Raw genomic sequence first — 23,408 nt, 5'->3', positions numbered from 1 at the left:
CCAGTCGGTGCACTAGCGATTTGGGGTCGTCGGGTCGACCACTCGCCACACACCAAACGCACATTACAACAACTGGCACAACAATATCCAGCGATAGGAGTGAAAAGTTGAGCAATCCAACATAGAACTCAACAGAACACTGGTGTCCCACTTTCGGGGGACAGAGAAATGGCGCGTGCAGAGTCGAACTGGATCGACTCCGCACGCGCCGTTTTCCGCTAAAAAACTAGCGGGCTCGACATCCTGCGTTACTGAGCAAAAGCTTCAATAGGCGGGCACGAGCAGACCAAGTTGCGGTCGCCATACGCGTTGTCTACGCGGCGAACCGGTGGCCAGTACTTGCCTGAAACGAGCGTCGACAACGGGTACACCGCCTGCTCGCGAGAGTAGGCGTGCTCCCACTCGCCCGCGATCACCGAATGCGCCGTGTGCGGAGCATTGATGAGCGGGTTGTCGTCTGCAGGCCACGTTCCGGCGGCCACGGCATCCGCCTCTTGCTTGATAGCAATCATCGCGTCGATGAAGCGATCAAGTTCAGCCAAGTCTTCGCTCTCCGTGGGCTCGACCATGAGTGTGCCCGAGACCGGGAACGACATCGTGGGCGCGTGGAAACCGTAGTCGATAAGGCGCTTGGCGACATCGTTGTTGTCGATGCCGGTCGACTCCTTGAGCGGACGCAGGTCGAGGATGCACTCGTGAGCCACCAGACCGTTGTCTCCGGCGTAAAGCACCGGGAAGTGCTCGCGCAGTCGCACCGCGATGTAGTTAGCCGAGAGCACAGCGGCACCGGTTGCCGCCTTGAGGCCGGCCGATCCCATCATGCGCACGTACGCCCACGTGATGGGCAGAATGCTCGGGCTTCCGTAGGGTGCAGCACTGACCGCTCCCCCAGCGTGAACATACGGACCGGCGGCACCGGTCTGCATGTCGAATGCGGGATGGTGCTGGCTCTGAGCCATGGGATGCCCGGGCAAGAACTTGGCCAAGTGCGCTTTCGCCACAACCGGACCAACACCGGGGCCGCCACCACCGTGAGGGATGCAGAAGGTCTTGTGCAGATTGAGGTGGCTGACGTCGCCGCCGAAGTCACCGAACCGCGCGTAACCGAGCAGGGCGTTGAGGTTGGCACCATCAACGTAAACCTGACCGCCCGCATCGTGCACGGCCTGCGTGATTTCACGCACTTCGTGCTCGTAGACGCCGTGGGTCGAGGGGTAGGTGATCATCAGGGCAGCGATTTCGCTCGCGTGCTCGGCGATTTTGGCGCGCAAGTCATCGAGATCAACGTTGCCGAGATCATCACAGGCGACCACAACAACGCGCATTCCGGCGAGCATGGCGCTGGCGGCGTTCGTGCCGTGCGCGCTCGACGGGATGAGGCAGATAGTGCGTTCCGGGTTGCCATTGGCGCGGTGGTAGCTGCGAATAGCGAGCAGCCCGGCAAGTTCGCCCTGGCTGCCAGCATTCGGCTGCAACGATGCGGTGTCGTATCCGGTGACCTCGGTGAGCCACGATTCGAGGTGCGAAATCATGACGAGGTAACCCGCAACGTCTTCGGCAGGAGCGAACGGGTGGATGCCCGCAAATTCCGGCCAACTCACCGCTTCCATCTCGGTCGCTGCGTTCAACTTCATCGTGCACGAGCCCAGCGGGATCATGCCGCGGTCGAGCGCATAGTCCTTGTCGGCGAGGTACTTGAGGTACCGCATCATGCTCGTCTCCGAGCGGTGCGTGTTGAAGACCGGGTGCGTGAGGTACTCACTCGTGCGGTTGAGCGCCTCCGGAATGCTGGAGTCGCCGAGCGGCGTCGTGTAGTCGCCCTCAAGTCCAAAGGCCTCGGCGAGATCGTTTTCTTGCGCGGCGAGCATTCCGCCATAGGGCTGCGTCGATACTTCGTCGAAGCTCAAACGCACGGTGTCAGCATCCACTACATAGAGCAGGATGTCGCTCTCGAGCGCCTTAGCGGCAATCGCCTGAGCCTGGCCCTTTTTGGTCACCGACAGGGTGTCGAAGAAGGTCTCGTTCTCGACCGTAAAGCCGGCGGCGGTCAAGCGCGCAGCGAACTTAGCGGTGTCGTGGTGGATGCGCTGGGCGATCCGCTTGAGCCCCTGCGGTCCGTGATACACGGCGTACATGGATGCCATGACAGCCAACAGCACCTGAGCGGTACAGATGTTGGAGGTCGCCTTCTCGCGGCGGATGTGCTGCTCACGTGCCTGCAGCGACAGACGATAGGCGGGGTCGCCAGCGGCATCCTGAGATACACCAACGAGACGACCAGGCAACTGGCGTTCGAGCCCCTTGCGCACCGACATGTAGCCGGCGTGCGGTCCGCCGAAGCCCATCGGAACTCCGAAGCGCTGCGTTGTGCCCACCGCAACGTCTGCGCCGAGCTCGCCCGGAGACTTGAGAATCGTTAGGGCAAGCAGGTCGGCGGCGACAACGGCGAGTCCGCCATGTGCCTTCACCGCAGCAATAACCTCGCTGGAATCCCACACGCGACCGGTTGCACCCGGGTACTGGATGAGCGCGCCGAAGCACTCCGGCAATTCAGGGTTCGCCCCCAACGTGGCCAGGTCGAGCTCGACAAGCTCAATCCCGAGAGCCTCCGCGCGGTTCGCCAGCAGAGCCTTGGTCTGCGGAAGAGTGTCGGCATCCACGATGAAGACGGGCGACTCGACGCGAGCTGCGCGGCGAGCAAGGAGCATGCCCTCAACGGCCGCGGTGCCCTCATCGAGCATCGACGCGTTCGTCGTGGTCATACCCGCAAGGTCGGCCACCATCGTCTGGAAGTTAATGAGCGCCTCAAGGCGACCCTGCGAGATCTCCGGCTGGTACGGCGTGTACGCCGTGTACCAGCTCGGGTTCTCGAGCACGTTGCGCTTGATGACCGCGGGAGTGATGGTGTCGTAGTAACCGAGACCGATCATGCTGCGACGAACCTTGTTCGCGCCGGCGAGAGCGCGCAGTTCGGCGAGCGCTTCACGCTCTGAAGCGGGAGCCGGAATCGTGGAATTCTCGACGGGAGTCTGGTGGATAGCCGGCGGGACCGCGGCATCCACGAGCGCTTCGAGGCTGTCGTAGCCGACCGCAGCGAGCATGCTGGCCTGGGCGGCGTCATCCGTACCGATGTGACGGTCGGCGAATGTGCCGCTGATGAAAGGGTTGGGCATTATTCGCCTGTCAGTGCGGTGTACTCGTCGAGGCTGAGCATCGACGGGAGTTCGGAGAATTCGATCTTCACGAGCCAGCCTTCACCGAAGGGGTCGCTGTTGACGAGTTCGGGGCTGTCGGCAACGGCGTCGTTGGACTCGACGACGGTTCCGGCAACGGGAGCGAAGAGTTCGCCCACGGACTTGGTCGACTCGATCTCGCCGACAATCTTGCCCTCGGTGACAGTGTCGCCCACCTTGGGAAGGTCAACGAAGACGATGTCACCGAGCTTGCCTGCGGCGAAATCGGTGATTCCCACGGTCGCGACGTTTCCGTCGACCAGCACCCACTCGTGCTCGGCGGTGTACTGCAGTTCGCTCTTCTCAGCCATGATCAGGCCTCTCTCTTGTAAAAGGGTAGGGAAACAACGGATGCAGCAATGCGACTGCCCCGCACATCAATGTGAAGCTCGGTGCCGACCTGACTCACGTCGGGGTCGACGTAAGCCATAGCGATCGGGTGGCCCAGGGTCGGCGAAAGCGCGCCCGAGGTAATGACGCCGACTTCTTTGTCACCGTGGAAGAGCAGGTAGTCGGCGCGACCGGCGCGACGGCCTTCAGCAGCAAGGCCGACGAGCACGCGGGCACCGGCATCCGGGCCTTCTTCGATTGCAGTGCGGCCAACGAAGTCGCCCTCTTTGCTGAGCGCGACGACGCGGCCAAGACCGGCCTGCACGGGGAAAGTTGTGAGGCTGAGCTCGTGACCGTACAGGGGCATGCCCGCCTCAAGGCGGAGAGTGTCGCGGCAGGCGAGACCGGCGGGGACGAGACCGAGCGGGGAGCCGGCAACCGTGAGCGCTGCCCAGAGGGCGGCGGCGGCATCCACGTGAATGTACAGCTCGAAACCGTCTTCGCCGGTGTAGCCGGTGCGACCGATGATGAGGTCGGTGCCGTTGAAGGTTGCCGCGGTTTCGCGGTAGTACTTGAGTTCGTCGAGCGGCGTTGCGAAGTCGCTGAGCCCGACAGTTGCTTCGAGGATGGCGCGGGAAACGGGGCCCTGAACGGCGATGAGCGCGTAGTCGTCGCTCTCGTCGGTGACGGCAACGTCGAAGCCTTCGGCGCGTTCGGCGAGCGCCGTCGCTGCGGCGAAACGGTTACCGGCATTAGCGACGACCAAGAAATGATCGTCGGCGAGGCGGTAGGTGACGAGGTCATCAATGATGCCACCGGCCTCGTTGAGCAGCAGGCTGTATTTGGCCTGCGCGAGAGCGATGCCCGAGAGCTTTCCGGCCAGAGCGAAGTCGAGGTACGCGCCGGCGTCAGCGCCGCGAACGTGAATCTCGGCCATGTGCGAGATGTCGAAGATCCCAGCAGCGGTGCGCACGGCATGGTGCTCGGCGAGGTCAGAGCTGTACCGTACCGGCATCATCCAACCGGCAAAGTCGGTGAAGGCGGCACCCAGTTGTTCGTGGATGCTGTGCAGCGGCGAGTACTTCACCGGGGCAGGCGAAGAGTCAGCGGGTGACGCTGACGAAGGTGATTCATCGGACACGGAGTTCTCCTGGCGCGTGGGCTAGTGAATAGAACTCCCCCTCTGTGATGAGCCTGAGAGCTTCACACACTAAAGAATCTAGTGAGCTTTCACCGTCGGCGGAACCTCAGGGTGATGCGAGGTTCTCTTTCCAGAGTGGCCAGTGCGGTGCGGTACGTGAACCTGAGAGATTGGCGGGGAGGCTTGCTCCTTCGGTGCCGGTCTCGCGCCTGCCAACTTCTGTTGACGAACGCGGGGTGTCCGGCTCTCCCGCATCGTGTTGCGGCCCGATGTTCAGTTGTTAGCTCAGCATAGCAATGCGAGGCGGATGCGCGCGTTACAAGAGCGCCGAGCTCAGCAGCAAACTCGTCTCGCTGTTCACCACGCCTTCGACATTGCGCATGCGGGCGAGCACGCGGTCAAAGTTGCTGAGGCTGTCAGTACGGATGTCGGCGACGAGATCCCAAGCGCCATTGGTGGTGTGGAGTTCATGGATCTCGGGCAGGCCACGCAACTGGCTGATGACGGCATCCGTGGATCGCCCTTCCACCTCGACAAATGCGATTGCACGGATGAAGGAAGGGTCGCGATCTTCTCGAATTCGTACGGAAAACCCGAGCACAGTGCCGTTGCTCACGAGGCGATCGATACGGCTCGTGACGGTCGCGCGCGTGACGTTGAGGCGACGCGACAGACTCGCTACGGACTCGCGCGCATCGGCACGAAGGGCGGCAAGGAGGCGGCGATCGAGGTCATCGAGATCAGACATAAGCAAAGTGTATATTTTCGCAGAGCATTGTGCGCATTTATTAGCCGAAAATAGCGTTGACTGGGAGTTGTAGCTACATAGTGGGCATTCGTAACGTGGGGACTAGCAATACTGCAACGAAAGGAGTGGACATGGTTCACTACGTAGACGTCCCGAACATGCGCCGCTGGATCGCCGATACCGGCATCGAGCCGATCATTATGGGCATCGTCAGCTATCTCGAGCAGGACTACGCCAAGTGGCCGCAGTTCGACAAGAGCCCGCGCGTTGCCGCCCACTCCACCGAGGGCGTTATCGAGCTCATGCCCACGAGTGACGGCGCAACGTACGCCTTCAAATACGTGAATGGCCACCCGTCGAACCCCGCGCTCGGCTTCCAGACCGTTACCGCGCTCGGCATGCTTGCCCGCGTCGACAACGGCTACCCCACCTTCCTCTCTGAGATGACACTGCTCACGGCGCTGCGCACCTCGGCCACCTCCGTCTTGGCCGCCCGCGCCCTCGCCCGCCCCGACTCCAGCGTTCTCGCCCTCATCGGCACGGGTACACAGTCTGAGTTCCAGGCGCTCGGCTTCCGTGCCGGGCTCGGCATTACGAGCCTGCGCGTGTGGGACACCGACCCCGCCGCGCTCGACAAGTTCATTCGTAACGTTGAGCCGCTCGGCTTTGACATCGTGCGCGCGACGTCTGCGGCGCATGCTGCGGCCGGCGCTGACATCGTCACCACCTGCACCGCAGACAAGAAGAACGCGACGATCCTCACCGCCGACATGATCGAACCCGGCATGCACCTCAATGCCATCGGCGGCGACTGCCCCGGCAAGACCGAACTCGAAGCGGCAATCGTGCGCAACGCGACGGTGTTCGTGGAGTTCCCCGAACAGACTCGCATCGAAGGCGAAATCCAGCAGCTCGAAGCCGACTCCCCCATCACCGAACTGTGGGAAGTTCTCGCGGGCACGGCGGCAGGCCGCACCGCGAATGACGAGGTCACGCTCTTCGACTCGGTCGGTTTCGCGATCGAAGACTTCTCCGCCCTGCGCTACGTTTTCGACGCTGTCCGCGGCACCGAATACGCAACGGACCTCGATCTAATCGCAGACCCGGCTGACCCCAAGGACCTGTTCTCGCTCGTCTCGCGCGCTCCCGCGCTCACCGCGTAACCGTCAATGAGCGTTCAGGCGCCTTCGGCCGCAGTACTGATTCGCCCGCACCTGTTCACCCCGAACAGCCAGACCGCGGGAGACAACGCATTTCAGTCCACGGACCCCACGCGAACACCGGATGAGATTGCTCGCGCTGCGTACGACGAGTCCACCCAGGTGGCCGAGACTCTGCGCAACGCGGGCGTGAACATCCACGTCTTTGAGGACACGGAGAGCGCACGCCCCGACAGCGTGTTCCCGAATAACTGGTTTTCGACTCACAGCGGCGGCCGCGTAGCGGTGTATCCGATGTATGCGCCGAATCGTCGCACGGAGCGTCGCCCCGACGTGATCGAGATGCTGAAGCATGACTTTCGAGTGCAGGATGTCGTCGACTACTCCGGACTGGAGCGCGACGGCATCTACCTCGAGGGCACGGGGGCGATGGTCATTGACCACACCAACCGCGTTGCCTATGCGGCTGAGTCACACCGCGCGAACCCGCTCGCGCTTGAGCGTTTCTGTGCATCGTTCGGCTACGAGCCGATGATGTTCGAAGCGCGCGATAGCCACGGGGTGCCGATTTATCACACCAACGTCATGATGTGCATCGCCACGGATTTCGCCATGATCGGGCTCGACCTCATCGCGTCGGGCGACCGCCGCATGGAGATGGCTGAACGCCTTACAGCCCCGGGACGCACTCTCATCGATCTCACGGCGGATCAGATTGCGAACTTCGCCGGCAACGCGCTCGAACTCAAGGGCGCTAACGGTCGCATTCTCGCTCTGTCGAGCCGTGCGCTGAAGAGCCTGACGCTCGCCCAGCGCTCGGTCATCGAGGCGAGCTGCGAGATTGTGCCGCTCGACATTCCCACGATCGAGTTGGCTGGTGGCTCTGTGCGGTGCATGGTGGCGGGCATCCACTTGGATCGTCGCTCACGCATGGCGGCGGATGTCGCCGCAGGCGTTCCTGCTGCCGATTCTGCCGAAACAGCTCCGACAGCAGGCGCCTGACCGGTCTGCTCTACAGGCGGGTCCCGCCGCCATGAGAGCAGACCGCAGCGCCCTGAGTCGCCACCGGTGACGACTCAGGTGCTGGGCGTTTCGCTAACTGCAGTTCGGGCGGCAGTCGCGCTGGGACAACGCCTCGAGCATCACATTGCTGAGCTCGGTGGGGTTGTTTGCTTGGTAGGCCGTTCCACCGGTCGCTTGGGCGATCTTGCGCATCGCTTCCACGTCGGTGTCGGGGCCGATTCCGACGAGCACCACGGGCACGGGCTCGTCACGGTTGGCCTCGACCATGGCCGTGAGCTCGTCAAGCAGCTTCTCAAGAGAGATACCGTTGTCGTCTTCGTTACGACCATCAGTGATGAGCATCACTGAGTTGACCTTGTCGGGGTTGTAGTCCTCGCGAACGTGAGTCACCGCGGCGAGCACCGAGTCGTTGAGACCCGTGTAGCCGTTGATGCGTGAAGGGAGCGAGTCAATGATCGCCTGCAGGTTCTTGACATGCTCGGGGTCATTCATTGAACGGATGCCGGCGACGTCTTCCCAGTCCTCGGCGCCAACGCGCTCCTTAGAGAACAGCCACATGCCGAGTTCGTCATCCTCAGAGAGAGTGCTGAACGCGTCTTCAGCCGAGTTCTGGAACATCTCGATACGACGCTGACCATCCCAGGCTCGCTCAAGCATCGAGCCAGAAACGTCAACGACGGTGAGGATGCGCGAACGCAGGTTGAGAGCGTTCCAGTTGCGCAGAATGCCCACGAGTTCGTCGGTGTCTCCGACGCTCCGCGTCTCGACCGGAGCCGCGATAACACCGGAGGCAAGGATCTCTCCCCCGCCCGCATTGTCACGGAAGCCCTCGGCGTTAAGCACCTGCGAAGAGCCACGAATGAGGTCTGCAAACTCTTCGAGCAGCGACAGGCGTGCGGTTTCGGTATCCGCCAGTTCGGTGCGCTCTTCTTCCGTCATTCGCGAGGCTTCGAGCTCGGAGACTGTGGAGTTGTCGACGACCACAAACGGGTACGTGAGCGCGACCGTTCCCTCGGCGGGGTAGAGCGCAACGAGCGGCTCATCGGGGTTCGACGCGTTGTGTTCAACAATTTCGCGTTCCGTGGCCAAGGCGACCATGCGGGAATCCGAAATCTGAAGCTCGGTGAACGCCGCTTTAGTGGAGTCGGGAATGGAACGGCCAAGGTTCGTGAGCACCTGGTCGAAATCTGACGGGTCTCCCTCTGCAGAGAGATCGTTGAGGGTCGCTAGCGCGATCATGCTCGACGCAGACGACTCAGGGTCGGGAAGCAATGTGCGGTAGCGGCCAGCAAGGATCGCACCCCAACCGACTTCGGCCGCTTCGAACTCAGCGACCTTGACCGCGGGTGTTGCGAGCACGAGGGGGCTGGACGCGATTGAATCCCACTCTTGCGTCGCCGGAACTTCTCGACCCAACGCGGTTGCCGTACTTTCTACGCGGTTGAGCCAGACGGGCGAATCAGGGATCCACGCATCTGCGCCGGTCGATGTGCCGGAGGCCAGCAAAGCCGCGGTATCGGCAGAGCGCTGGGTAACGATCTTGGCCGAGAGGCACTGGCCGACGTGCTCAGCATTAAAGGCATTAGCGACAGTTTGAACGGTTGACGCGATGGTCGGGTCGGTGACAACGGTGAGCTCCGTTGAGTTGGGACAACCGAAAGTTTGCGCGACAAAGTCGTCGAGTTTGTTTTGAGCTGCGAGCGCCACGAGCGCTCCACCGCCCGCGAGGGACAGCGTTAACAGGGTTGCTAGGACGGGGGTACTTGCGCGGATGAGCCAGGATTTAAGCGTTCTGGAACGGTGGCGAGGTCGGGACACGGGGACTCCATCGATCACGGGTGCTCTCAGTTTCGGGGGAACCAAGAGTTGACCCCCTTTCGGGGGCATACACAATAGTGACACAATTTCGCATCAACGAAACGGTTGTGCACAGGTATTTCTCACTTTTGCGATCGAAATTTGCCGATGTCACCAAAATCGCGCTCACAATCCACCGCGTACGCAATAATCTTCCGTCGCTTTGCGACGCTCATGGTGTGTTTGCGGATGCCGCCGGCAGAGCGTGCGTCGCTTCCGTCGTTAGAGTCGGATCTCCAGCGCCACGGATTGCCCCGCAGTGCCCCGGACCTTTTGCGCGAGCCGAATGGCCGTGTATTTGGCACCGTACTTTTTCTTCAGAGCGGCATCCATCGCATCCAGCGTCGCTTCGTCGTCGCGGATGGCGGCAGTCGCAGGCAGCGCAACGGCACCGTCGGAAATATTGCCGCGCATATCGCACGGCGTTACCTCCACGCGCGGGGTGTGACGCACTCGCTTCACCTTGCCCGACGAGGGCGCAGTGGTGACGAGCAAACGATCGCCCTCGGCCACCACCCACACCGGAGTCGACACCGGCTCCCCTGACTTGCGGAAGGTAGTGACGGAGACATAAGTCTCGGTGGCGAGCGTGGAAAAGTCGGCGGTGGTCATGAGCCCATTATCCCGTGGCGCTAGGCCTTGAAGTTGATGAGCTTGTGGGTGCCATCGCAGAACGGTTTGATCGCCGATACTCCGCACCGACAGAGAGCCACTGTTTTTCGAGACTGCTCGATCGGTTGGCCATCAGCGGAGCGCAGGTCGATCTGACCCCGCACGAGAAGAGGTCCGTTGGTGCACGCCATCACCTCGACGTCATCCTGGTTCTCTGAACTTGTCATCGTCCTGCCCCCACCTCAGCATCAGCCGGGCTCGCCGTGCCCCCGTCGCGGTCGGCCAGAACCGCCTCGAAGGGAAACGGCTTACGCAGGGATGACTTCTCGGCCACCCACGATTCGAGGATGTGGTCGCCCACCCATTCGTCGATCAGCAGGCAGGCACGTGCTCCAAAGAAGATCTCGCTGAGCAGGGCGGGCTCGCTTTCGGCAAGCCCACCGGCGAGGTCGCGGGCGGCGATTTGTTCATGCACGGCATCCGCCTCAACATGCTCGTCAAAGTATTCAGTGACGCTCTCGTCGAAACCGAGGCGGCGGAAACCGCGCGCGTAGAGGCCGTTAGGGATCGATGACGTCATCTCAAACGCAGCTAGGTGCCCCGCGATCGCTCCGCGCAGTCGGCGGTTCATTCCGAAGAGCGAAATCATGTTGAACGAGGCAAGTGTGATGGCCGGCGCAAAGTTGACGTAGGTGCCGTACCGAGAGTCCAGCCCGATGCCGCGCATCGAGCGCGCAAACAGTTCGGAGTGCATCCGCTCCCGCCGACCATTGCCGTACTCGTCAGCTTGGATCTCGACGAGCGCCGCTTTAGCGCGTCCCGTCAGCCGCGGGATCGCCCACGAGTGTGGGTCTGCTTCTTTCAGGGTATAGATGGAACGCTGCACCATGAACTCGATCGCTTGCTCGTGAGTGAGACTCTTTGCGACGTGGCGCGAGAGGCTTGGCCCGGCATCCGGATCAGGAGCAGTAAGAGCGAAGAGCGCTTGTGCGACATCTTCTGCCGCTGCGTTGGGAAGCTCAGTGGTCGGAACCAACTCGCGCAGCTGAGCCTCGAAAGCGCGCTCGAGATCGAGTCGAGCGGCAACGGTGTCAGGGTGCCACTCCCACTGGTCGCCGTTGTCGACGACGCGACCATAAGACAGACCGTAGAGGAGATAGAGCGCGAGTTGTACATCGTCATCACGGACCAGGTCGCGCCCGCTCGCAATAGCGCTGGCCACCTCATCAGCGAGGCCGTCAATCGTGGGCGGCGCGGCTTGATTCGCGAAGGCAGCGAGCAGGAGTTCGCTGATGGGACCGCGGGGTTCGATCTCTTCGTCGTGCCAGTTTTCGCACAGTCGTGAGCCGTCACCGGGCTTCGCGGTAACCGTGGTGGTGTTTGCCTCGGCAACTGAGCCGTTGTGGGGCGTCGTTTCGAGGGCAGGAGAGTTCTCCGTGGGGTTCATTATGACCTCTCCGATCGTGACGAAGACCTCAGACAGGGCACCCGAATTGCCCCGCCAGCTTCGTTAGTGAACTTATGTTGCCAACCGGGTCGAGCGCGGTCAACGCAATTGCCGTGCTCCCAAGTTTTTCTCAGTAAGCTCACTGACAACGCCCAAGAGGGGCAGCTACACGACTCGGGTGCTATGTTGTTGCTCGTCCCCACGGGAGCCCGAAAGCACGGGCTGAGAGGAAGCTGACGCCGCTTCGACCGTTGAACCTACCGGGTAATGCCGGCGAAGGAAGAACGGCCTATGTCTCGATCTCGCTCCCTCACTGCTGCGTCGAACTCCGCCGCCGAATCCAGGCCACCACTCGGCACACGACGCGCTGTACGCGGCGGCATCTTCGGCAACTATGTTGACCAGTTCGACATCTTTTTGCCGGTTATTGCGCTGGCTCCGGCATCCGCTCAGCTATTTGGCTCGGATAACCTCGTCGGCAACGCCGGGCTGATCTTCGTGGCCACCCTGCTGGGGCGCCCGATCGGGGCTGCGATCTTCGGATCGATCTCTGATCGCATTGGGCGAACGGCCACCACAAAAGTCGCGCTGCTGGGCGTTGCCCTCACGACGCTGCTGATCGCGCTCGTTCCCGATCACACAGTGCTGGGCGGTGGAACTCTGGCCGCAATTCTGCTGCTGCGGTTTGTCGGCGGCATTTTCCTGGGCGGCGAATACACCTCCGCCATCCCACTCGCGATGGAATGGTCGCGGCCCGAACGGCGCGGCCTCGTCAGCGGCCTCATCATGTGGATGTCGCCCTGGGCCAACGCTTCGATCGCGGGCATGGTGTTCGTGCTACAGAGCGTGCTCGATGCCGCCGCCTATAACCAGTGGGGGTGGCGAACTCTCTTCGTTCTGGGCTCGCTGCTCGCGTTCACGATGCTGTTCTACTACCGTGCGCGCGTCGAAGAATCGCCGCAGTGGCAACGACCGGGGCAGCGCGCGCACCCGTTGAAAGAGATCCTCGTCGGCCGCCACCGCCGCGCCCTCTGGCAAGTGTTCATCATGATGAGCGGCCTGTGGCTTCTGACCAACATGGCGATTCCGGTGCTCGCCGGGCAGCTGGGTTCCGGAGCCGGGGCGCTGGGTGCGACAGGGACTTTGGATGGTCGAACCCTGTCATGCGCGATGATGATCGGCACCGCGGCATCCGCTCTCACTATGGCAGCCTGCGGCCACCTCTCGACCTTCACCGGACGGCGGCGCTTCTTTATGGGGTTCGGAGTGCTGACGGCGGCTGCCGGGCCACTCGCCTTTCTCGCGGTGTTCACAGCGCCCAACCTCGCGCAGCTCGTGCTCACCGTAGTCGTGCTGCAAGTCGTGACGGTCTCGGCCTATGGACCCGTCGGAGCGTACCTGGTCGAGCGTTTCCCGACCTCCGTGCGCGCGAGCGGGTACGGGGTCGGATACAGCCTGTCGATCGTGATTCCGGCGCTCTACCCGTACTACCTGCCGGCGCTACAGAGTGTGCTCGGGCAGCAGGGTGCGGTGGCTTCGTTGCTCGCGCTCGGCGGGGTGCTGATTGCAGTGGGTGCGTTTCTGGGGCCGGAGGCGGCGCGGGTTGACCTCGACGGTGAGTCGCAGCCTCAGTTGCGCAACTGACCCACCGCATCGATGTCGGGCGCGGCCGGCGCATGGCGGGGCTTACCGTCGGAGGTGTCCCCTCCTCCGATTCGATTGCTGCGTTCGGTGAGCGCAACGAGTCCGAGGTGTCGGTCCGAGGTCCAGCACACCAGCCGCCCTTTGTGATCCTTGGTGCGAGAAAGGATGCCCGCCTCACCGAGTTGGTTGAGCGCGCCCTGTGCCGCGACCGTCGAGACTCCATAGGTTGCTGCGACCCGCTCTGCTGTCAGGACAGGTTCAGATGCGAGATTCTTGAGCACACCCACAATGACGGCTCCCCGCCGTGGTTGCGCTGGCGACAGCCCGCTCTCGGTTCGATAGGCGAGGAGCTGATCGAGCAGTACGCCGTCGAGCTGCGTGATGTCTTGAGCGAGTTCGACAGCGTTAGAAGCAGCCTGCTCGGCCGCGCGGGAGAATCCGACAATCCAGTCATCGACACGATCTGCCCGGAAATCGGTGAGGCCGTCGATGTAGGAGTCTCTGTTGCCGGCGAAAACAGTTGAGATCGGCACGAGAATGTTGCGCAGGGCATCCGACCGCTTCAGCACCGTGTGGATGAGCGCTCGACCCGTACGACCGTTGCCATCGATGAAAGGGTGAATGGTTTCGAACTGAGCATGGGCGAGTGCAGCCCGAACGACGGGATTGCCTTCGGTGGCACTAACAAACTGGGCAAGGTTATCGAGCAGTCGACGTACCTCAGTTTCGGGAGGCGGCACGAAATCTGCCCTCAGCGGCGACCAGCCATTTCCGCCGACCCAGTTTTGCTCGCGACGGATCCCCGCCGGGAGCGACGGCTCGATAACGTGTTGCAGGTGTTCGATGTCAGAGACGCTGACCGGCCTCGTGCGGTCAGCCAGCACATCGATCGATTCTTCCGTTGCTCTGACGTTTGCAATCACGTCGAGGGCAACGCTCTTGCCTTGATGCAACACTTCGGCGATCGCAAGTTTTTTGGGAGTAACCCGGTTTCCTTCGATCCACGATGACGAAATACTTTCGGACCGGATCAGGAGATGGTTGAGGTATCCACTTTTCGTGCCGATGCGCTCGTCTGCCCGCGCGAGAACGGCGAGGGCATCCGTTGCCGCCTGGTTTGCTTCATCGGAAATTCGTGGGAGCGCTAAATCGAGCTCGTCGGGAACGAACGCACGGAAAGTGCCAGCTGCGCGGTCTTTGCGGCTCAACCCAGCGCCATCTTGTGGATTCCACAGCAGATCGACGTAGTACATAGTGGCCACCTAAGGTTCGCGAATGCGGCGATAAAATAAGTTTAGTGCATCTAACCTTATTTTAGGCGCTGTCGCGGCTCATCGGGCCGCACCGTCGAGCAGATCGAGCACTTAGGCGATCGAGGGTGCAACCTCGGCGTCGACTACGGGCATCACGTGCTTCACGAGCGCCTCGAGAATACGAGTATTGAACTCGACCCCGAGCTGGTTGGGCACGGTTACCAGCAGGGTGTCGGCCGCCTGAACCGCTGCGTCGCGCGCGAGCTCGGCGGCGATAACGTCGGGGGCCCCGATGTAGGAGCGACCGAAACGGGAGCGCGAACCGTCGAGCATGCCGACCTGGTCGCGCTGCTCCACTTGCCCTTGGATTCCAAAGTAATATTCGGTCTCGTCATCAATGATGGGCAGGATGCTGCGGCTCACGGATACCCGTGGCGAATGGTCGTGGCCGGCACTCGCCCACGCCTCGCGGAACATCAGAATCTGTTCGGCCTGCAGCTCATCGAAGGGCACTCCGGTGTCCTCAGTGAGGAGTGTTGAGCTCATCAAGTTCATCCCCTGCTCAGCAGTCCAGATGGCCGTGGCACGAGTGCCGGCGCCCCACCAGATACGTTCGCTGAGCCCGGGCGCTTGCGGCTGAATCGGCTGAAGAGCGCTCGTGCCGATCATCTGCGGGTTGCCGGGAGCGAATCCCTCGCCCGCGATCGCACGGCGAAACTTGTCGGTGTGAGCGCGCGCCATGTCGGCATCGCTCTCGCCCGCTGTCGGCTCATGACCGAACGCGCGCCATCCGTCAATCACTGTTTCGGGTGAGCCTCGGCTAATGCCCAGCTGCAAACGCCCCGCGGAAATAAGATCCGTTTGCGCCGCGAGTTCTGCCATCGCGAGAGGGTTCTCGTACCGCATATCGATGACACCAGTACCGAGCTCGATGGTGCTCGTGCGGGCAGCAGCAGCGGCGAGCAACGGCCACGGCGATGCATGCTGGCGCGCGAAATGGTGCACGCGAAAGAAAGCACCATCGACGCCAACTTCTTCAGCCGCTACCGCAAGTTCCACTGCTTGGAGCAACACGTCAGCCCCGGTGCGAGTGCGCGAGCCTTCGACGTCTTGCCAGTGTCCGAAGGAGAGGAACCCAAGTTTTGTCATACTGGCGAAACCGGTAGCTCAGGCGGGCTATTCCCGAGCGAAAGGGCGACGCCGTCGAGGATGTCGTGCTCGCTCGTCGTGACCCACTCGAGCGGATGACCGGCTGCAGCCGTGGCATCCGCCACCCGGTGCAGCACTGTCGCCCAGATGATAGCGCCCGAGGCAATCACGTCGACGCGACCGGGGTGCATGTAGGGCAGCGCTTCGCGTTCGACGCGCGGCATGAGAGTGAGCGCTTCGCACGAACGGAGCACGTCGGCGAGCGGCAGTCGGCTGCCGTTGATCGCGACCGGGTCGTAGCTGGTGAGGCCGAGGGCATGCGCGGTGATGGTGGTGACTGTCCCGGCAACACCGATGACTTCGGTGGCCTGCGAGAGATTCACCATCGCCGTAGCGATATCGAGGGCCGCGCTGACGTCGCTACGGATGGCGTCGAGCTCGGATTCGGAAGGTGGGTCGCTCGTGATGTTGCGCTCCGCCAGACGCACGCAGCCGACATCCATCGAATATGCCGCTTCGGGGATGTTGCCACCGATCACGAGCTCGGTGGAGCCGCCGCCGAGGTCAACGACGAGGTTTTTCGGCGCTGGCGTGCTGTTGACGGCGTCGTTGGGCTCGGCTGCAGGCAACGCCGTGAGCGCTCCGCGGAACGACAGCGCGGCTTCTTCGGTTCCGGGAATCACTTCGACCGGCACGCCAAGAATCGCGACGACAGCGTCGGTGAACTCGGCACGGTTGGCGGCATCCCGAGTCGCAGACGTAGCTACGAAACGGATGCGCTCGGCACCGTGCTCGCGGCACAGATCGGCGTAGCGGCGCACGGCCGCGAGGGTGCGATCGAGGGCGCCCTGACTGAACCGACCGGTGCGGTCGACACCCTCCCCCAGACGCACGACTTCGAGAGTGCGCAGCACATCGGTGAGGCCGCCGTGCCCGTCGAGGTCGGCGATGAGCAGGCGGATCGAGTTGGTTCCGCAATCGATAGCGGCGACGCGAGTCATGGGGTCTCCTTGGTGCTGCCGCTAAACCTTCTTGACGACGCTCGACTTGAGTTGCATCTGGCCGAAACCGTCGACCTTGCAGTCGATGTCGTGGTCACCAACGCCGTCAACGAGGCGGATGTTGCGCACCTTCGTACCGACCTTGATCGACGTGGGGCTGCCCTTTACCTTGAGGTCCTTGACGATGCTCACCGTGTCGCCATCGGCGAGCGGCGTGCCGAACGCATCCTTGATCACTGCGGCGTTCTGCTCGGCTTCGGCAGCGGCATCCGCCTCGCTTGGCGACCACTCGTGCGCGCACATCGGGCACACCAACAGCGAGCCCATTTCGTAGGCGAGATCGCTTGAGCAGTTCGGGCAGAGAGGCAGGGAGTCAGACATAAGGCACTTTCGGCTGGGCGCCGATTGGGCTGGCGCAGCGCTGAACTAGTCGCTAATCGTCAATTTTACCTGATCGTGCGGTTGCAGATTGGTGCACTGATCTGGAATACGACCGGCAACGCACACGTTGCACCCCACGACATCACTGTTCGACTCTGTTCAACCCCTGAAAGGCCCGCTTCATGACCATGCTTCACGACCGTCTAGCCGCGACCGACTCCCCCATCCTTGATGTGCTTGCCGAACGGTGGAGCCCCCGCCACTTCGACGCCACGGCACCTCTTGATGAGAGGGCACTGCAGAACGCTCTCGAAGCTGCCCGTTGGGCACCCTCGGCTTACAACAGCCAGCCCTGGCGAGTCGTTATCGCTCGTCGCGGAACCCCGCAGCACGACGCCATCGTCTCCACTCTCAGTGGCTTCAACCAGTCGTGGGCTCCGTCCGCCTCTGCGCTGATTCTGTTCGTTGCCGAGCATCACAACGAAGAGGGACGGGCGCAGGCCATGGCGACGTATGACCTCGGCCAGGCCGTTGCCTACTTCACCATTCAGGCCCAGAGCCACGGACTGTTCAGCCACCAGATGTCAGGCTTCGATCCGGATGCCGCAGCAGCAGCCCTCGAGATCGACGACCGCTTCACCCCCACCACGGTCATGGCCGTTGGCTCACTGGGCGACCCCGCCGAGATGACCGACGTTATTCGCGAGCGCGAAACTGCACCCCGCGCACGTCGCGCCGCCGCCGAGTCGGTGCTCCTTAACGCGTAACGCTTGATGGCTCGTGGAGTCCGGCTGTTTGTTAAGCGCGACTCCACGCCGCCTGGCTATTTATCGCGGGTTGGCGGGGTTGATCGTCCATCTCGCGGATTCATGACGATATGGATCAGGCTCCCGAACATCCCGATCACCGAGAGCAGCAGAATCGATCCCACGGGAACGAAGAAGTGCCACGCTTGTGCGAAGTCCCAATCAAAAGTGCGGGTGTCGACTTTGAGAGGGCCAGTCCAATCGCCCGAGAACTCAAAAAGCCCACCGATGAACACGCCTAGGGAAAAGTAAGCCCCCATCGCTGCGAAAACAGCCAGCACGATGACCCTGGCTCTACTTCGACTTGGCTTGGAAGCCAGCCAGAAATCTACCGGGCGATGCGGATCGTCTTTATGCCACAACGTCGCCCGCAATCAGTTCGCGCATCGCGGTCAGGATGCCATCCTTCACGTCGGCCGATAGGTGCGAGACGAGAACGTGCGCGACGCCCGGCTCGGCAATGATCGCCTTCGCCTTCTCATCCAGCTTGATGGATGCCGGGTCGATTGCACTGCGGAGAGATACGACTGGTTCTTCCATCAGGTCACACGAGCGAACCGCGACATCGGTGACGACGATGCCGTACACGCCTGCGAAAGTTTTATCGAGGGATGCGAACGCGATCGTCTCGCCGTCGCCCAAGCCAATCTTTGGGCCAAATTTCTTGAGCATCTTCGCGAGGCGCGGGTCGTCGGCCAGCATTACGTCACTACGGATGCCGAGTTCTGCCAGCCGGGGAACTAACTCAGAAGCAGTCGAGTTCTCAGTCTCTTCCTCGCCCGGTTCACCCGCGACGGCGAGACCGAGCGCCTGCGAGAGCTGCACGACGCTGGTCACCGCGTCCACGAGAAGTTGGGTGAGCCGGAACTCTGGAGAGTGGCCTTCAGCCGAATCGGCGCCGATGAGCTTCACCATGTCTGACCAGTCGAACGCACTGCCAACGGAACTGATCAGGGCATGGCTGGAGGCGACCGGATCTACCGAGGTGACGGGCAGCATCCGATAGTTGGGAAGCTCTCGCCCGAATACTCCCGCAAACTTGTCTTGAATAACGATGCGCTGATCGGTCACGAGAAAACCCAGAGTCTGGCGCTTTCGTGTGAAGCGATTCATGGCATGGTAGCCGACGAACAGCAGCGGCACCTCGTTCGGTCGCGGAGCATCCGCAAGCAACAGCTGCTCTGCGGCATCCTCGAAGACTCGTGCAGCATCGTCGAAAACGGGGTGATCCGTTTGACCGGGGAGGAAGACCACAGGCTGCAGTTCAGCGGCAAGGTTCTTGGCCCAGCCCGCGAGCTTCGCCACGATTGTGTCTGTCGCCGCACGATGCGCGGCGGGGATGTCGCGAAGGTAGTCTTCCGCTGCTGTCATGAACTGGTTCCTTTTCGAAGGGCTACGGGGGGTGCGTTTAGCGGAGGAATGGCGCGCTACTCGCGGCCGTCTTCGAGCGGGATGAGCATCGTGCGGAACTCGCCTGCTGCGGCGTGAATGTCCCAGATGCGTGACGCGACATCGTCGATGCCATTGGGCAGTTGAAGCTTGGGAATGCCGCCCGGGATGACGAGCTGACGAATGCGGATCCCCTCCCCTTCGAGCGTCTCGTGCAGCATCTCGCCGTACGCACTCTCGGCGGGGAACGCGAGTGACGTTCCCGCGAAGCCAGCACGCGCCTTCACCGAGGTTCCGCCGTTGATCAGGATGATGCTGCCGTGGCCAGCCTCGCGCATCGCAGGCAGTACCGCACGCACCGTGTGGATGAGCCCAAGGGCAGAAAACTGGAGTGCTTCGAGCGCGAGTTCGGGAGTCAGATCGAGCACCGGCTTCAGGTAATCGCGCGAAGGAAGCGGGCTGTACTGCACCGTCGTGATCGGCCCAAGTTCGGCAGCCGCACGAGCGAGTGCGCCTTCGAGCTGCGCAGGCTCGCGCACGTCCGCAGCAAAACCGCGGGCTGTCACCCCAGCCGTTTCGAGCTCAGCGGCGAGCGCATCGAGCTTCGACTGATCCCGAGAGATGAGGGCAACCGCGAAGCCCTCGCGTCCGAACCGGCGGGCTACTGCAGCGCCGAGTCCGGGGCCTGCTCCGATGATGGCGATAACGGGCATGAGCATCCTTTGATCAAAGCGTTCGGCGGGCCGTGCTGCTCGAAAAAGCTTACCGGCGTTTCGGCAGGGAACGCAGTGGCGGGTCCAGCCGCTATCCTGCGTTTTATGGAAGAGCGATATTCCCTCAGTGACCGGCAGATATATGGAGCAGAGGATGACGCAGACATGGACGCGATCCTGAACGCGATCGATCGACAATTGAACCGCGCTGAAACCGCTCCGGCCACGAAAACGAAGGCAACACGCCCGCTAAATGCCAAGTCGACGCCACCACCATCCCCGGTGGCGAAAGCATCATCCTGCACCAAGAACGCCTTCCGCACTCAGGCGGAAGCTCGCGAGGCACTTAGCCGCTGGCAGAAAGCGGAAAAGGCAGACGTGAATTTGCCACATCGCGTCTATCCCTGTGATCGTTGCGATGCGTGGCACCTCACGCGGAAACAAAGTGGCAAACGAAAGCCAGCCTGGGACAAAAACCCGGATTGGACGCGGTCGCCCGCGCAGCTCGCGAAGCTTGAGAAGAGATTCGCGGAGCCTAATTCACGCTAAGAATAGAGCGTCGACGCAGTCACGTCACACTCAGCGCCACTAAAACTCTTCGTCCGTGATGCCTAGTTTCTCTTTAGTAGCGGCCGCTTCGTCCGCTTCGAGCCAAGCGAATTCGTAGCGACCGTGGTGCGGCGATTTGTGGCCAATGAAATCGAAATATCCCGCTTGCAGCTCCCGCACGGTGATCCACGGTGGATAGTCCTCCTGGGATAGCTCGTGAGTGCCGTCGGCCCAGACGACGATGTACCAGACCCACCATGTCTGCTGGAAGAGGCTCAATGGCGATACGAAGTGCCCTACGACTGACGCGATGTGGCCGGCTACGACGCCATCTTTCGTTAGAACACCAACGCCTCCCCTGAACGGATCCAAGGTTTCGTCCGGGAGCGGAGGCTTGACGTGCTTCTTCCAGAAGGACCGAATCATGGTCGAGGCCCTAGCCCAGAATGCCGCCCTGTGACATGGCCGTAGTCACGAAGAAAAGCCAGACAGCGAAGAAAACGACTTGGAACAACGTGCCTGCGATGCCGATGATGATCGCGGCACGAGCTAGCCCGCGACCCGATTCCCCACTCGACGTGATTTGCTTGCGACCCATTGCGCCCAACACCACTCCCACGATCGGAATCATGAATGCGGCGATGAAGCCGATGAGTGCGAGCGTGTTCGTGCGCGGAACAGGATTTGTTGTCATACGTCATAGTGGCACGCCCGCGGAAAGCCGTCGTGCGACACTGCGAGCCGCGGCTTGTTATTGAAGCGGAACTCCACCGCATTCCGTTGCCGATTAACCTCGGTGTGCTGTTCAGATGGCCAGCACCGGCTCCATGTACCGACGGTAGGATGACAGGAGCCCAACGAAGGAGACTTATGTGCCGCGTGCTCGCCTACCTCGGCCCTGAGACACCACTGGAAAATCTCCTGCTCAAGCCAGAGAACAGCCTGATCAATCAGGCACTCGATCCCGAACGGCACCCCGAGCTCCAGTTGGCCGGATGGGGATTCGGGATCTGGGGCGAGCACCTGCTGAAGCCCGAAGAACCCTTCATCTACCGCCGTCCCATGGCGGCCTTTTACGACGACAACGCCAGCCGGATGATCCCCAGCCTCCAGGCCAGTACCATGTTGGCGCATGTGCGAGCCGCGGCGTACGACTCGAAGGTCGTGATGGTCGACGAGAACTGCCACCCGTTCTCCTTCGAGGAGACCCCGTGGATCGTCGCCCAAAATGGCTACCTGCCCAACTGGCAGCTCCTGCAGCGCGAGCTGCTGGAGCACTGCGAGGATCGGTATCTCAAACAGATGCGCGGAAACACGGACACCGAGTTCATCTACGTGCTACTCCTCTCGCTGCTCGAGGGTGACAGCAACGAGGACGTGCAACGAGCGATCGAGAAGCTCATCGAACTGATCGCCCAGGCGATGAAGGACCTCGACCTTGGCGCTCTGACAAAGCTGAAAATGGCCCTCGTGTCAGCCGACCGCATCATCGGTGTCAACGTCGGCCTCGGTCACCACGGTGAGACCAACCCCGCTGGTGACTGGAAGAAGCTGCGGAAGTCGGCCCCCGACAGCGACGACTTCGCGCTCTCGATGCTCCTCGAACCGATGTACCTACTGATGGGGTGCAACTTCGAGGACGATGCTACGACCTACGATTTCGAGGAGAGCAGCGAGGATGACGCGACCGGTGTGATATTCGCCTCCGAGCCCTTGACCGAGGGTGACGACTGGTCACAGCTCAAGTTCGGCGAGATCGTCTTCCTCGAGAATGACGGCGAGCGCATCACCAAAACAATCAACACGCTGAAGGTCTGAGCGCGCTAGGTGTTCTTCTCACAGACGTGGTGATCAGCGTGGCGTCACGGAAGACGAAAACCCCTAGTTGTTGAAACGGAACTCCACGACGTCGCCATCGCTCATGACGTATTCCTTGCCCTCAACGCGGGCCTTGCCTTTGGCGCGAGCCTCAGCGATGGAGCCGGTCTCGACGAGGTCGTCGAAGCCGATGACCTCAGCCTTGATGAAGCCCTTTTCGAAGTCGGTGTGGATGACGCCGGCAGCCTGAGGCGCCTTGGCGCCCTTCGGGATCGTCCAAGCGCGAGTCTCTTTCGGACCAGCCGTGAGGTACGTCTGAAGGCCGAGAGTGTCGAAGCCGATACGAGCGAGCTGGTCGAGACCGCTCTCTTCTTGGCCGGTGCTCGCGAGAAGTTCTGCGGCATCCTCTTCGTCGAGGTCGATGAGTTCGGCCTCCAACTTGGCGTCGAGGAAGATGGCCTTCGCGGGGGCAACCAGGGCAGCCAATTCGGCGAGCTTGTCTGAGTCACCGAGCACCGCTTCATCCACGTTGAAAACGTAAATGAACGGCTTGGAGGTGAGCAGACCCAGTTCGCGGATCAGCTCAAGTTCAATCTTTGTGGCCTCGGAGAGCGGCTTGCCCTCGTTGAGGAAGGCCTGCGCAGCAAGCGCGGCCTCAAGAACGGCGGGCTCAACACGCTTGGTCTTGAGTTCCTTCTCGTACCGAGCGACAGCCTTTTCGAGCGTCTGCAGGTCAGCGAGAATCAGCTCAGTGTTGATGGTCTCCATGTCGGATGCCGCATCAACCTTGCCGTCGACGTGAACAACATCCGGGTCGCTGAAGCCGCGCACGACCTGAGCGATTGCGTCAGCCTCGCGAATGTTCGCCAAGAACTTGTTGCCCAGACCTTCGCCCTCGCTGGCGCCCTGCACAATGCCGGCGATGTCAACGAAAGAGACGGGAGCGGGCAGGATGCGCTCGCTGCCGAAGATTTCCGCCAGCACCTTGAGGCGCGGGTCGGGCAGGTTAACGATGCCCACGTTTGGTTCGATGGTCGCGAACGGGTAGTTCGCGGCGAGCACCGAGTTCTTGGTCAGAGCGTTAAAGAGGGTGGACTTGCCGACATTCGGGAGTCCAACGATTGCAATAGTGAGAGCCACGAGGGTCAATCCTA

At 61.9% G+C, this 23,408-nt stretch carries 24 protein-coding genes and 2 riboswitches; of the genes, 6 read left to right on the top strand and 18 right to left on the bottom strand.

Annotation, left to right across the window (positions count from 1 at the left end; all coding sequences use genetic code 11):
• Window positions 1-248: 248 nt before the first annotated feature.
• From gcvP to CLV85_RS11325, 4 genes are all read right to left on the bottom strand, one after another.
• Complete coding sequence (gcvP, locus tag CLV85_RS11340; protein WP_100389728.1) at window positions 249-3,173, bottom strand: aminomethyl-transferring glycine dehydrogenase; 2,925 nt, start codon at window positions 3,171-3,173, stop codon at window positions 249-251.
• A complete protein-coding gene (gene gcvH, locus CLV85_RS11335) occupies window positions 3,173-3,544 on the bottom strand; it encodes a glycine cleavage system protein GcvH (protein ID WP_100389727.1) in 372 nt (123 codons plus the stop codon). Before gcvH ends, gcvP begins: the two co-directional genes overlap by 1 nt.
• Before the next feature lie 2 nt (window positions 3,545-3,546).
• Window positions 3,547-4,704, bottom strand: coding sequence for a glycine cleavage system aminomethyltransferase GcvT (gene gcvT / locus CLV85_RS11330; RefSeq protein ID WP_100389726.1), 1,158 nt, complete (start codon window positions 4,702-4,704; stop codon window positions 3,547-3,549).
• A 35-nt stretch (window positions 4,705-4,739) separates the two neighbouring features.
• A riboswitch (glycine riboswitch) is annotated at window positions 4,740-4,843 on the bottom strand.
• 1 nt (window position 4,844) lies between these two features.
• Window positions 4,845-4,966: riboswitch (glycine riboswitch) on the bottom strand.
• Between the two features lie 54 nt (window positions 4,967-5,020).
• On the bottom strand, window positions 5,021-5,452 hold the full coding sequence (locus tag CLV85_RS11325; RefSeq protein WP_100389725.1) for an Lrp/AsnC family transcriptional regulator: 432 nt from the start codon (window positions 5,450-5,452) through the stop codon (window positions 5,021-5,023).
• Between the two features lie 131 nt (window positions 5,453-5,583).
• On the opposite strand from CLV85_RS11325, the gene CLV85_RS11320 reads away from it, so the two are divergent.
• Window positions 5,584-6,615: an ornithine cyclodeaminase gene (locus CLV85_RS11320; RefSeq protein ID WP_100389724.1), complete on the top strand. Its 1,032-nt coding sequence runs from the start codon at window positions 5,584-5,586 to the stop codon at window positions 6,613-6,615.
• Between the two features lie 6 nt (window positions 6,616-6,621).
• The gene (ctlX, locus tag CLV85_RS11315) at window positions 6,622-7,614 is read left to right on the top strand and encodes a citrulline utilization hydrolase CtlX (protein WP_100389723.1); all 993 of its coding nucleotides are present in this window, start codon (window positions 6,622-6,624) and stop codon (window positions 7,612-7,614) included.
• A gap of 93 nt (window positions 7,615-7,707) precedes the next feature.
• On the opposite strand, the gene CLV85_RS11310 is transcribed toward ctlX, so the two are convergent.
• The 4 genes from CLV85_RS11310 to CLV85_RS11295 form a co-directional block, all read right to left on the bottom strand.
• Window positions 7,708-9,453: a VWA domain-containing protein gene (locus CLV85_RS11310; protein ID WP_244899828.1), complete on the bottom strand. Its 1,746-nt coding sequence runs from the start codon at window positions 9,451-9,453 to the stop codon at window positions 7,708-7,710.
• Window positions 9,454-9,714: 261 nt separating this feature from the next.
• Window positions 9,715-10,104 carry a PPOX class F420-dependent oxidoreductase gene (locus tag CLV85_RS11305; RefSeq protein WP_100389721.1) on the bottom strand — a complete coding sequence of 130 codons (390 nt, stop codon included), beginning with the start codon at window positions 10,102-10,104 and terminating at the stop codon, window positions 9,715-9,717.
• Between the two features lie 20 nt (window positions 10,105-10,124).
• Window positions 10,125-10,331: a CDGSH iron-sulfur domain-containing protein gene (locus tag CLV85_RS11300; protein WP_100389720.1), complete on the bottom strand. Its 207-nt coding sequence runs from the start codon at window positions 10,329-10,331 to the stop codon at window positions 10,125-10,127.
• On the bottom strand, window positions 10,328-11,551 hold the full coding sequence (locus CLV85_RS11295; RefSeq protein ID WP_189621946.1) for an iron-containing redox enzyme family protein: 1,224 nt from the start codon (window positions 11,549-11,551) through the stop codon (window positions 10,328-10,330). The genes CLV85_RS11300 and CLV85_RS11295 overlap by 4 nt, the downstream gene beginning before the upstream one ends.
• Before the next feature lie 291 nt (window positions 11,552-11,842).
• Here CLV85_RS11295 and CLV85_RS11290 point away from each other — a divergent pair, with 291 nt between their 5' ends.
• On the top strand, window positions 11,843-13,195 hold the full coding sequence (locus tag CLV85_RS11290; RefSeq protein WP_100389719.1) for an MFS transporter: 1,353 nt from the start codon (window positions 11,843-11,845) through the stop codon (window positions 13,193-13,195).
• On the opposite strand, the gene CLV85_RS11285 is transcribed toward CLV85_RS11290, so the two are convergent.
• The 4 genes from CLV85_RS11285 to CLV85_RS11270 form a co-directional block, all read right to left on the bottom strand.
• Complete coding sequence (locus CLV85_RS11285; RefSeq protein ID WP_100389718.1) at window positions 13,180-14,448, bottom strand: Fic family protein; 1,269 nt, start codon at window positions 14,446-14,448, stop codon at window positions 13,180-13,182. The two genes, CLV85_RS11290 and CLV85_RS11285, sit on opposite strands and share 16 nt — an antisense overlap.
• Before the next feature lie 111 nt (window positions 14,449-14,559).
• Window positions 14,560-15,597: an LLM class flavin-dependent oxidoreductase gene (locus CLV85_RS11280; protein WP_100389717.1), complete on the bottom strand. Its 1,038-nt coding sequence runs from the start codon at window positions 15,595-15,597 to the stop codon at window positions 14,560-14,562.
• The gene (locus tag CLV85_RS11275) at window positions 15,594-16,598 is read right to left on the bottom strand and encodes a Ppx/GppA phosphatase family protein (RefSeq protein ID WP_100389716.1); all 1,005 of its coding nucleotides are present in this window, start codon (window positions 16,596-16,598) and stop codon (window positions 15,594-15,596) included. The genes CLV85_RS11280 and CLV85_RS11275 overlap by 4 nt, the downstream gene beginning before the upstream one ends.
• 21 nt (window positions 16,599-16,619) lie before the next feature.
• Window positions 16,620-16,979 carry a zinc ribbon domain-containing protein YjdM gene (locus CLV85_RS11270; RefSeq protein ID WP_100389715.1) on the bottom strand — a complete coding sequence of 120 codons (360 nt, stop codon included), beginning with the start codon at window positions 16,977-16,979 and terminating at the stop codon, window positions 16,620-16,622.
• 182 nt (window positions 16,980-17,161) lie between these two features.
• Between CLV85_RS11270 and CLV85_RS11265 the strand changes: the two genes are divergently transcribed.
• Window positions 17,162-17,746 carry a nitroreductase family protein gene (locus tag CLV85_RS11265; protein ID WP_100389714.1) on the top strand — a complete coding sequence of 195 codons (585 nt, stop codon included), beginning with the start codon at window positions 17,162-17,164 and terminating at the stop codon, window positions 17,744-17,746.
• A gap of 56 nt (window positions 17,747-17,802) precedes the next feature.
• Here the strand turns inward: CLV85_RS11265 and CLV85_RS11260 are convergent, their stop codons facing one another.
• From CLV85_RS11260 to CLV85_RS11250, 3 genes are read right to left on the bottom strand one after another with little or no spacing between them, the layout of a single operon-like run.
• Window positions 17,803-18,147, bottom strand: coding sequence for a hypothetical protein (locus CLV85_RS11260; protein WP_169925815.1), 345 nt, complete (start codon window positions 18,145-18,147; stop codon window positions 17,803-17,805).
• Window positions 18,137-19,156, bottom strand: a complete 1,020-nt coding sequence (locus CLV85_RS11255; RefSeq protein ID WP_100389712.1) for a hypothetical protein — start codon at window positions 19,154-19,156, stop codon at window positions 18,137-18,139. Before CLV85_RS11255 ends, CLV85_RS11260 begins: the two co-directional genes overlap by 11 nt.
• A 56-nt stretch (window positions 19,157-19,212) precedes the next feature.
• On the bottom strand, window positions 19,213-19,887 hold the full coding sequence (locus tag CLV85_RS11250; protein ID WP_100389891.1) for an SDR family NAD(P)-dependent oxidoreductase: 675 nt from the start codon (window positions 19,885-19,887) through the stop codon (window positions 19,213-19,215).
• 165 nt (window positions 19,888-20,052) lie between these two features.
• Here CLV85_RS11250 and CLV85_RS13375 point away from each other — a divergent pair, with 165 nt between their 5' ends.
• Window positions 20,053-20,436: a hypothetical protein gene (locus tag CLV85_RS13375; RefSeq protein ID WP_147433372.1), complete on the top strand. Its 384-nt coding sequence runs from the start codon at window positions 20,053-20,055 to the stop codon at window positions 20,434-20,436.
• Between the two features lie 39 nt (window positions 20,437-20,475).
• Here CLV85_RS13375 and CLV85_RS11245 read toward each other — a convergent pair whose 3' ends face one another.
• Together CLV85_RS11245 and CLV85_RS11240 are read right to left on the bottom strand one after the other, a co-directional pair.
• The gene (locus tag CLV85_RS11245; RefSeq protein ID WP_100389711.1) at window positions 20,476-20,862 is read right to left on the bottom strand and encodes a hypothetical protein; all 387 of its coding nucleotides are present in this window, start codon (window positions 20,860-20,862) and stop codon (window positions 20,476-20,478) included.
• Window positions 20,863-20,872: 10 nt separating this feature from the next.
• Entirely contained in the window at window positions 20,873-21,130 is a 258-nt protein-coding gene (locus CLV85_RS11240; protein WP_100389710.1) for a DUF4190 domain-containing protein, read from the bottom strand.
• 176 nt (window positions 21,131-21,306) lie between these two features.
• Between CLV85_RS11240 and CLV85_RS11235 the strand changes: the two genes are divergently transcribed.
• Window positions 21,307-22,254 carry a class II glutamine amidotransferase gene (locus CLV85_RS11235; RefSeq protein ID WP_100389709.1) on the top strand — a complete coding sequence of 316 codons (948 nt, stop codon included), beginning with the start codon at window positions 21,307-21,309 and terminating at the stop codon, window positions 22,252-22,254.
• A 63-nt stretch (window positions 22,255-22,317) separates the two neighbouring features.
• Here the strand turns inward: CLV85_RS11235 and ychF are convergent, their stop codons facing one another.
• Window positions 22,318-23,394, bottom strand: coding sequence for a redox-regulated ATPase YchF (ychF, locus tag CLV85_RS11230; protein WP_100389708.1), 1,077 nt, complete (start codon window positions 23,392-23,394; stop codon window positions 22,318-22,320).
• Between the last annotated feature and the right edge of the window lie 14 nt (window positions 23,395-23,408).

It is taken from the genome of Salinibacterium amurskyense (genome assembly GCF_002797685.1).
GTDB classification, from domain to species: Bacteria; Actinomycetota; Actinomycetes; order Actinomycetales; family Microbacteriaceae; genus Rhodoglobus; species Rhodoglobus amurskyensis.
Note: the sequence above shows the minus strand (reverse complement) of the source record. Positions and strands in the feature narration are given on the sequence as shown.

Bases quoted from the DNA above. Each gene is read 5' to 3' on its own strand.
- gcvP (WP_100389728.1), bottom strand. From the start codon at position 3,173: ATGCCCAACCCTTTCATCAGCGGCACATTCGCCGACCGTCACATCGGT.
- gcvH (WP_100389727.1), bottom strand. From the start codon at position 3,544: ATGGCTGAGAAGAGCGAACTGCAGTACACCGCCGAGCACGAGTGGGTG.
- CLV85_RS11325 (WP_100389725.1), bottom strand. From the start codon at position 5,452: ATGTCTGATCTCGATGACCTCGATCGCCGCCTCCTTGCCGCCCTTCGT.
- CLV85_RS11320 (WP_100389724.1), top strand. From the start codon at position 5,584: ATGGTTCACTACGTAGACGTCCCGAACATGCGCCGCTGGATCGCCGAT.
- ctlX (WP_100389723.1), top strand. From the start codon at position 6,622: ATGAGCGTTCAGGCGCCTTCGGCCGCAGTACTGATTCGCCCGCACCTG.
- CLV85_RS11305 (WP_100389721.1), bottom strand. From the start codon at position 10,104: ATGACCACCGCCGACTTTTCCACGCTCGCCACCGAGACTTATGTCTCC.
- CLV85_RS11300 (WP_100389720.1), bottom strand. From the start codon at position 10,331: ATGACAAGTTCAGAGAACCAGGATGACGTCGAGGTGATGGCGTGCACC.
- CLV85_RS11295 (WP_189621946.1), bottom strand. From the start codon at position 11,551: ATGAACCCCACGGAGAACTCTCCTGCCCTCGAAACGACGCCCCACAAC.
- CLV85_RS11290 (WP_100389719.1), top strand. From the start codon at position 11,843: ATGTCTCGATCTCGCTCCCTCACTGCTGCGTCGAACTCCGCCGCCGAA.
- CLV85_RS11285 (WP_100389718.1), bottom strand. From the start codon at position 14,448: ATGTACTACGTCGATCTGCTGTGGAATCCACAAGATGGCGCTGGGTTG.
- CLV85_RS11280 (WP_100389717.1), bottom strand. From the start codon at position 15,597: ATGACAAAACTTGGGTTCCTCTCCTTCGGACACTGGCAAGACGTCGAA.
- CLV85_RS11275 (WP_100389716.1), bottom strand. From the start codon at position 16,598: ATGACTCGCGTCGCCGCTATCGATTGCGGAACCAACTCGATCCGCCTG.
- CLV85_RS11270 (WP_100389715.1), bottom strand. From the start codon at position 16,979: ATGTCTGACTCCCTGCCTCTCTGCCCGAACTGCTCAAGCGATCTCGCC.
- CLV85_RS11265 (WP_100389714.1), top strand. From the start codon at position 17,162: ATGACCATGCTTCACGACCGTCTAGCCGCGACCGACTCCCCCATCCTT.
- CLV85_RS11255 (WP_100389712.1), bottom strand. From the start codon at position 19,156: ATGACAGCAGCGGAAGACTACCTTCGCGACATCCCCGCCGCGCATCGT.
- CLV85_RS11250 (WP_100389891.1), bottom strand. From the start codon at position 19,887: ATGCCCGTTATCGCCATCATCGGAGCAGGCCCCGGACTCGGCGCTGCA.
- CLV85_RS13375 (WP_147433372.1), top strand. From the start codon at position 20,053: ATGGACGCGATCCTGAACGCGATCGATCGACAATTGAACCGCGCTGAA.
- CLV85_RS11245 (WP_100389711.1), bottom strand. From the start codon at position 20,862: ATGATTCGGTCCTTCTGGAAGAAGCACGTCAAGCCTCCGCTCCCGGAC.
- CLV85_RS11240 (WP_100389710.1), bottom strand. From the start codon at position 21,130: ATGACAACAAATCCTGTTCCGCGCACGAACACGCTCGCACTCATCGGC.
- CLV85_RS11235 (WP_100389709.1), top strand. From the start codon at position 21,307: ATGTGCCGCGTGCTCGCCTACCTCGGCCCTGAGACACCACTGGAAAAT.